Origin of the sequence: Alteromonas sp. a30 (assembly GCF_026788005.1) — a bacterium.
In the GTDB taxonomy this organism is placed as follows: Bacteria; Pseudomonadota; Gammaproteobacteria; order Enterobacterales; family Alteromonadaceae; genus Paraneptunicella.
This window is the reverse complement of sequence record NZ_JABEPE010000040.1, coordinates 1-7,481: the sequence shown is the minus strand read 5'-3', so window position 1 is coordinate 7,481 and position 7,481 is coordinate 1. Positions and strand designations below refer to the sequence as shown.

Genomic DNA, 7,481 nt, shown 5'->3' with positions numbered 1-7,481 from the left:
CCCCAAAATACACAAAGGCTGCTATGTAAATAAGCCCTTGGAAAATTGCTGCGATACCAGCTAGTTTTTGTAGACCCATCATTTGGCGAAACCCCGTTTGTTGTATTGCTAACGCCACAATAACCGAGCGGAGCTAAGCGTGATATTGTGAGCAAAGCGAACCACGCTTAGCGGAGTCCGGTTGATTGTTTTGTTAGCTCAGAAGTTGTCGACAATGTGTTGTGCTAACTTATCATACTCATCTGCCATTTCATTCATTAGATCGATTTGGTTAGTAGCCCATTGACCTCGCCCTCTTAAGGCATTTGTAGGCCTAAATTCCGATAGATAACGAATTGGAACATTCTGAATGATACTGTCAGGGGCCATTACGTTTAGGTCTTCAATGCCCGCTACGGGCTCAAATTCAACGAAGTCTGGAACAGCATTATAAGCCCTAATTCTATTTAATTGAGGTATCATTTCGTTTTCAATCGATCTGCTAATTGACCTATGGTGCTCGGCGTCTGCCCCCACCTCACGTTTGATTCCGTCACGTCTTCTCGTATCAAATCCATTAAAAACCCACCCACCAAACTTCGGCATACCTTTTTGACTTATTGTGTTATCTCGTGGATTTCCTTCAAGATACCTCTCTTTGCCTTGCTCCCAATCTCTTATGAATGAAGGTAGCATTTCGCCAATAAGTCCCACGCAATAAGCTGAAAATAAATCAGGTGTACATGGAACTAGGAAATAGTCCGAGCAGTACAGCGCCGATCGAACCAAAGTGTTAAACGAGGGTGGAAGGTCAATCAATACATAATCATACTCAATTTCATTATTTTTTTCTGCTTGCTGAGCAATTAACTCAGGAAGAATAAATCTATATAAACCTGAACCACTGATTACATCAGTACCAACATTTAAGACATCTGAAAACGTGTTTAGCCAGAAATCTCCAGGGACTATATGGAGTGTGCCTTTTTGAGGCTCAGTTTTTGGAGAGAAAGTAAAAACATCACCCATTCGGTTTTGTTGTATATAGGGTAATGCAAATGCTTTTACAGTTTCGCCGAATGGATGATCATCGTTCGACTCCAGTAGCTCTGAAAACTCTTGATCGCCTAAGCAGGCAATAGATAAATTACACTGAGGATCAAAATCAACTAGGAGCACGTTATGGTCTTTATCTGCAAGAGATACTGCTAGATTCCAGATGATTGATGTTTTTCCTACTCCACCTTTGTTATTGAAAACTGAGATTGTTGTAGCCATTCCTATTTCCTTTCAGATCTACTTTGTGTATTAAGTGTGAGAGCTAACGCCTCAATCAGCCGCCGCGTCAGCGGTCGGCTGCATTGATTTGTTAGCTTCTTTTGTATCGAGGTACTCTAATACTCTTTCTCTTATCTCTCTTCGGTAGATATTTTTAATATTTCGCAGTTGGTAGTAAGGATTAACAAGTTCTTCTTTAGTTCTATCCTTCTCCAAACTTTCGATTATACCTAATGCATCAGCATTACCAGTTGATGCTGCAACTTTTACTAAGTTAATAGCAAAATCCTGCATATCATGCTGGCTTACTGGCCCCCCACTATAGAAGCTCATCCATCGAGTTTTTTTGCCTAAGCCTACTGGCTTTTCGTCATACCCAGCATCAAAATCTAATGGCTTTCTTAGGTAATCGAGCACTTCACCGCGCTCATATACTCTTAAAGAATCGATAGGATACTTTTTATCGAAAATAGAATATATTCTTCCTCTTTTAGGAGATGAATCAAAAACTATAGCTCTACTTTCTTTATAATAGCGCTGAACATATTGAGCAAGCCCACCACCTAGTGAGTGGCCAACAAAAACGATTGAGTCATAACCACCACTCTGCCCAGCTATTTCAATACTTTTATCTGTGAAAGCTAAGGAGTTGTCAAACTGGTTTTCGAGAAAAAACAAATTGGTAAAAAATAGGTTTCCCCTAGTCCAATCTTCTATGTCTCCGCTAGTCCCTCTAAACGAAATAACTAATTCCTTGTTCCTATTTTTTGTTTTCCTGATGTAAGACTTAGCATAAAACCCGGTTGAAGGAATATCTTGGACGAGGACAATAGTGCTCCAGTCTTCTGAAGAAGGGAAAGGGATACTCTCTTTTTCTGTGGCCGATTTTTCATATACATCAAAAGCAGCTATTGAATATACAAATGACTCTACTGCAAATGCTTGCGATATAAGAGTTTCATTGTATTGGGTATCTTCTTTGTCAACACTAAACCAAAAGCACGGAAGTTCGCGAAGATCGACTGTTTTAGTAGAAAGTCGGCTAGTTGCTGGATCTGAACGGTACTCTGGATACTTTGTTATCGCTTCACAACCACTGTTCACAAAATTTTTATTAGACGCGCATCCCCCCAATAAAAACATACTTACAATTAAAAAGTAAGTCGGTAATTTGAAAAATCGAAAATCCATTTTTCTTGTTTTCATGAGACTCTCCCATTGATAATTGAATTTTCCGGGAACAAATCGGAAAGCTAACGCCCAGCACACGGGCGGCCGAAACAGAGCGAAGCGGCGTGTAGGCCGTCCGGCCCGGCGTCTGTTGCCGGGCTTAGGTGCTGCTGCTTGTTATATTTATGGATAATCTACGCCCCCGTTTGGTTGCTTACAGCTAGTAATTCGCTTGAATGAAAGCGACCACCCCTTAAGAAAACCATGCTTTTTTAATGCGAGGATACTGTACTCTGAGCAAGTTGGTTCATATAAGCATGAATCACGTAAACTTTGAGGCGCTGCAACCCGATAAAAAAGAATGAACTTTATAGACAGCCAAACCAACATTATTTTTCCTTACGGAAAGTGATGACGTAGTAACTGCTATTTTCTGCTTTCTTGCCGCTTAGAGCATCCATACAGCCGGGCTGAACTTGCACACCAATACTATCTACGCGCTGAAACTCCCAACCTTCAGATCCGTACTTATTGACTACATTTTCTAAGTACGCGGCAGCTTCGTTTCCTTTATGAGCTTTCATTTGAACAGCGATATTTGGTGGAATTTGGACCATTTTGTACTCGAACATCAATTTATCTCCGTGTGATGATGCTTGGTAAAATATAACGCCAGCCATAACCGGAGCCCAAAAGCTGCATAGCTAGGCACGAGCGACGCGGCTTTTGGGCGTCCGAGTTTATGGCATTGTTATAAGCTTTTTTCATCGCTTATCAGGCCATTAACGAATAAAGATATATCTTTCATGCCTTCTTCCATTGTTTCACTAAGAAGCCCGCTTTTTGAATATACAGGAAGAATCATTCCTGATTTTTGAAATTCCTCTTGTAGGGAGAGAATTCTGAGATACTCTACTAGTCGTTCTGGCTTGATTTTTGGTCGAGATAAGTCCTTTTTCAAGGACTCCTCAAACCTAGCTATCTCATCCTCGTTGTCAATATCATTTGTTTCTGCGTATATAACTCGAGCGAATTTTTTCTGCGACCATTTGAGCGTAGCCAGTATTCCCTTAATTTCTGACTGTAGTTCTGCCGTTTCCACTGTCCCCGTTTGTCCCCGCTCTGTTTGTTAGATTGAATTTGCCATCCCAGCGGGGATGGTGAACATTTTATTTGATTCAGGAGAACAACATGTCTAAAAGCAAGACCCCCATGACTCCAGCCGCTGCTGCACGAATTCAGTCAGCTACAGCCAAAGCAAATGGTGGAAAAACCCCAAAAGATTCTTTCGCAGCTAAGGCGCAATCTGCGGCTTCTAAAAATAACACCAAGGCCAAATAAGGACATACTATGCCAGACACATCAAACATGACTGACGAAGAACTTGACCTTTGGTCAGATATAAATAATCCAAACAATGACGCTGACATGGATGATTGGGCCGATGCTCACAACCCAAACAACGAGGACTATTTGGAAGATTAACTATTAACGAGTAGCTTGCGGCACTGCCGCAGGCTACTCGCATTCTTTCGCATTATCCCTAAGTGCCTCCAGAAATCCATCTTCATCTACCTTGTAGCGGATGTAAGAAATTTCATTCATAGTTTCCTCCAAAGCGCATAAGCAAACTTTCTTTTTTGATCGGTAACTTCCATATGGAATTACACTACCATAAGAATTTACACACGCATCTAGTACAGCGAATTCAACACCTAACGGATATCGATTGTCAGTAACAACATACTCGATTAACTGGCTTGCACCAAATGAAACAACAGTCAGCAAGGCCGCTACTTTATAAGGCTTTGTAATCGTTATTTTATTTATTGTTTTATTGCAGCTTCGGCACTTAATATACAGTTCTACAAAATAACTTCTTTTGTCGGCTGCGCAATCGTGACTTCCTTCGGCGATTAATTCTTTGCTTTCTTCAACATCAGATGGTCGTCCTTTAGATCGGAACGACGCCTTAATTTTTCTTTTAATGCTTGAAACTAATTCAAGCAAATCAGGAGGGCCATCTCCCTCCGAATCCGGTTCTTTCCATGGCATCGATACTGTTCCCGTAATCTCTATCGCTTATAACGCCCCGCATAAACTGCGTAGCTTGTTGGGCGCTTTTTTGCGCTCTTTATTTTTTGCAAAAAAACGCTCAACAGGCGGAGTCAGTTTTAATGCGCTTGTTAGGCTATTAGATGTACGGGGATTTTTCTTGTTTCGCTGCTTTTGATTTTTCCTGCATCTTGATTGGAGAAAAGTCATGCCAATACGCCCTACCAGACGCTGGATCAAATACCCATGGATTATCCAAAGCCTCATAGTCACCAAGTTCACGCCCTCTTAGATAAATGCTCTGTTCATCGTGAGGTTTATTCATTGGCCAATAGACTGGAATATGTTGTTGATTCATATTCGGATAAATCTTTGAAATTTGGGGAGCGCCACCAATTTCATGGAATTTTTCAGATGACAGTACATCAAAAAAGACTTCAGACGGGATCATGTCAAGTTTAAATCCTTTCCCATCATATTTTTTCTCTATCCGTGAGACTTCACCAGCAATAGCGCTAACTGGGTCTTTGTCACCTATAATTGCAAACAATTCACCATGAATTTTTTTTATAGCTTTAATTTCAAAAATTTTCTTATTAGCGTTAAATACAATCTTATTTACTATATAATCCTGTTTGCGAACAGAGTAGCCTGCGAAAATGAATGAACATTCAGGAATTTCCAATGATGGGTCAGCAGCATCAGAAACAAAATTCAGTGAATCATTTAGGACTCTAACTACTTTCTTTCGAACATCTAGGAAGTCTACAACCCTATCTCTAAGATTAACAAACGATTCTACATATGAAGTAATCTGAGAAATTAAAGGGTAAGTCCAAGCTGTGTCCCCTGCAAAGCCAACTATTGCATCACTTCTCCCCATGCTGAAAATTTTCGGTCCATAGTCCCAAAACTTCCCGCCACTGAGCCTACTATCTGACATGATCCAGAGTTCACGCCCAGTTTTTGTTTTTCTGGTCCACGAAACGACAACAGTCATAGTTTCCCTTAAATATTCATATGTAAAATGTGCAAATGATCGAGCCTAACGCCTTGCTAAGCGGAAATTAATGGTTGGCTATAATCGCGGAGCGATGGCCAACTGTTAATTTTCCGTTTAAGCAACTTGTTAGGTGGTTTTTCATATATCAAACTTCATATGAGTAATTGAAGAGGTGTTTATTGAGATTAATATCTCTAGAATAGTAGAAAGATCTTTGATGTTAGTTTCATCACGACTTTTCTTAGAGTATTTCGTTAATAATTTAGAAAAACCATTTATTAATTGATTTCTGATTCCCTCTAAATGTATCCTCTCAATTTTTTCTCCTTCACCATCATGGCCTTCAGGGATAATATCCTCTACATCATTTATTTGGTCAAGATATTCTATTTGCAAAATATCATTCCAAAGCTTTTTACCTACACTTACCGATTTTCCGTAATCAAAGCTTTCATAAAAGTCTATTTCCATTTTTTATTCCTCTTCCCAATCAACATCTAAATCTTCAGCTTCAACATTTTCGAAATAAATTATTTTATTTTCATCAAAGATTACTTTAGCTCCGGGTGTGATTTTATGCCCTGATACAACAGCTTTAGCTTTCTGTTTTACTATTTTTCTTGCAGTCGTTGTCCCAACTCCATCTCGATGAACCTTTACTTCTATAAAATCATCATCTTCATCAGCCATTATTTACTCACTTATTCTTTTCTTTTAATTTATCAGACATAATTACCATTAGTTTTTCAAAATCTTTTTTACTTACTCGAACATCTCCCCTCTTGTCATTACCCTCAGTTGCTTCAACATCCAAACCTTTAGATTTCCCTAACTTTTCGATTGCATCAACTAAATCTTCGTGTTTAAGAGTAGAATCTGCGGCTTTTCGAGCTGAACTCATTTTCTTTTTCATATTTATCCTATTTTAGCGCACTTAGCTTACTTTTATGCTCTTCAAAATCTAACTTTGACGAATCAGAAATCTTAAAAGATGACTTAACAAATTTTTGATCTATATTCACACCAACGAGCTTTTCCAGCAATATATTTTGCATAACCAAACAAACATCATATGCAGTGAGGTTTTTCTCATTAACTATTTCATGTAATTCAACATAATCTATATTTCCAACAATTTCCAAATCAGAAAATAGTGGCTTTAGCCAACACTTGAAATCTTCCGCATTAATATTATTCTCTATGGGTAATTTGATAGAAAATCGCCTTTTAACGGCTGTATCTATCAATGAAAACATGTTTGTTGTCGTAGTGATGATGGGCGTAAATTTATATTTTTTAGATTGAATTCTGTCAATTTCTTTTATAAATGTATTAACAAGTCTTTTAACCCCTGATGACTCATTACTTATATATCGTGAACAAAGAACAGCATCTACATCATCAAAGTGAAGAAAGACTTTTTCTTCATTCTCAGATGACTCTTCAACTTGTTCAAAAAATAATTTTAATTGTTGTGATGACTTACCCAAATCTTTATCCAATAAAAGTTCCAAACTTAAGCTAAAATATTTAAAATCATCACATTGCAAGCCAAGAGATACATTTTTTAATAGCGTTGTTTTTCCAGTTCCAGGAGAGCCATAGAGCATAATTGTTGGATTGAATTTATATAGTTCCCTTTTATGCTCCCAATCATTTGACCATACTAACTGACAAAATTTTAGTAACTTATCATATTCATCATTAAGTCCATATAATGGAGTCTGCTCATAATCACTTAATTTATTTTCAGTAAAAAACACACTCATATCACTTATCTCTAATTATTGATTTAATATGTTACCTCCATGTAATTTGGTAACAGTAGTTAATAGGTTACAAACGTTCACCACCTAACAGTGTATTACTGCGAATTCTCGGTATGCCCACTTTTAAATCCATACCAAAATCTCAACATTCTAAAATTTTGCCAATACTAGCAATAGCTTAAACCAAGTTACTAGCATTTTATTAAAGCAAAGTTTTGGAGAAAGCG

At 38.2% G+C, this 7,481-nt stretch carries 13 protein-coding genes; 2 read left to right on the top strand and 11 right to left on the bottom strand.

Annotation, left to right across the window (positions count from 1 at the left end):
• Window positions 1–198: 198 nt before the first annotated feature.
• From HJG39_RS18660 to HJG39_RS18645, 5 genes are all read right to left on the bottom strand, one after another.
• Window positions 199–1,257, bottom strand: coding sequence for a ParA family protein (locus HJG39_RS18660; protein ID WP_268411853.1), 1,059 nt, complete (start codon window positions 1,255–1,257; stop codon window positions 199–201).
• Between the two features lie 51 nt (window positions 1,258–1,308).
• Complete coding sequence (locus HJG39_RS18655) at window positions 1,309–2,463, bottom strand: hypothetical protein (RefSeq protein ID WP_268411851.1); 1,155 nt, start codon at window positions 2,461–2,463, stop codon at window positions 1,309–1,311.
• A gap of 147 nt (window positions 2,464–2,610) precedes the next feature.
• Window positions 2,611–2,817, bottom strand: a complete 207-nt coding sequence (gene yidD, locus HJG39_RS19460; RefSeq protein WP_442781044.1) for a membrane protein insertion efficiency factor YidD — start codon at window positions 2,815–2,817, stop codon at window positions 2,611–2,613.
• Complete coding sequence (locus HJG39_RS18650) at window positions 2,817–3,059, bottom strand: DUF4177 domain-containing protein (RefSeq protein WP_268411850.1); 243 nt, start codon at window positions 3,057–3,059, stop codon at window positions 2,817–2,819. The genes yidD and HJG39_RS18650 overlap by 1 nt, the downstream gene beginning before the upstream one ends.
• Before the next feature lie 119 nt (window positions 3,060–3,178).
• Window positions 3,179–3,529 carry a hypothetical protein gene (locus HJG39_RS18645; protein WP_268411848.1) on the bottom strand — a complete coding sequence of 117 codons (351 nt, stop codon included), beginning with the start codon at window positions 3,527–3,529 and terminating at the stop codon, window positions 3,179–3,181.
• Window positions 3,530–3,618: 89 nt separating this feature from the next.
• Between HJG39_RS18645 and HJG39_RS18640 the strand changes: the two genes are divergently transcribed.
• Together HJG39_RS18640 and HJG39_RS18635 are read left to right on the top strand one after the other, a co-directional pair.
• Complete coding sequence (locus HJG39_RS18640) at window positions 3,619–3,768, top strand: hypothetical protein (RefSeq protein WP_268411847.1); 150 nt, start codon at window positions 3,619–3,621, stop codon at window positions 3,766–3,768.
• Window positions 3,769–3,777: 9 nt separating this feature from the next.
• Window positions 3,778–3,912, top strand: coding sequence for a hypothetical protein (locus HJG39_RS18635; RefSeq protein ID WP_267463317.1), 135 nt, complete (start codon window positions 3,778–3,780; stop codon window positions 3,910–3,912).
• 33 nt (window positions 3,913–3,945) lie between these two features.
• Here HJG39_RS18635 and HJG39_RS18630 read toward each other — a convergent pair whose 3' ends face one another.
• From HJG39_RS18630 to HJG39_RS18605, 6 genes are all read right to left on the bottom strand, one after another.
• On the bottom strand, window positions 3,946–4,482 hold the full coding sequence (locus HJG39_RS18630) for a hypothetical protein (RefSeq protein WP_268411843.1): 537 nt from the start codon (window positions 4,480–4,482) through the stop codon (window positions 3,946–3,948).
• A gap of 139 nt (window positions 4,483–4,621) precedes the next feature.
• Window positions 4,622–5,482, bottom strand: coding sequence for a hypothetical protein (locus tag HJG39_RS18625; RefSeq protein WP_268411841.1), 861 nt, complete (start codon window positions 5,480–5,482; stop codon window positions 4,622–4,624).
• Window positions 5,483–5,623: 141 nt separating this feature from the next.
• Entirely contained in the window at window positions 5,624–5,956 is a 333-nt protein-coding gene (locus tag HJG39_RS18620; protein WP_268411840.1) for a hypothetical protein, read from the bottom strand.
• 3 nt (window positions 5,957–5,959) lie between these two features.
• A complete protein-coding gene (locus HJG39_RS18615) occupies window positions 5,960–6,175 on the bottom strand; it encodes a hypothetical protein (RefSeq protein WP_268411838.1) in 216 nt (71 codons plus the stop codon).
• A 7-nt stretch (window positions 6,176–6,182) separates the two neighbouring features.
• Complete coding sequence (locus HJG39_RS18610) at window positions 6,183–6,398, bottom strand: hypothetical protein (RefSeq protein WP_268411836.1); 216 nt, start codon at window positions 6,396–6,398, stop codon at window positions 6,183–6,185.
• Between the two features lie 7 nt (window positions 6,399–6,405).
• Entirely contained in the window at window positions 6,406–7,254 is an 849-nt protein-coding gene (locus HJG39_RS18605; RefSeq protein ID WP_268411834.1) for an ATP-binding protein, read from the bottom strand.
• Window positions 7,255–7,481 lie beyond the last annotated feature (227 nt).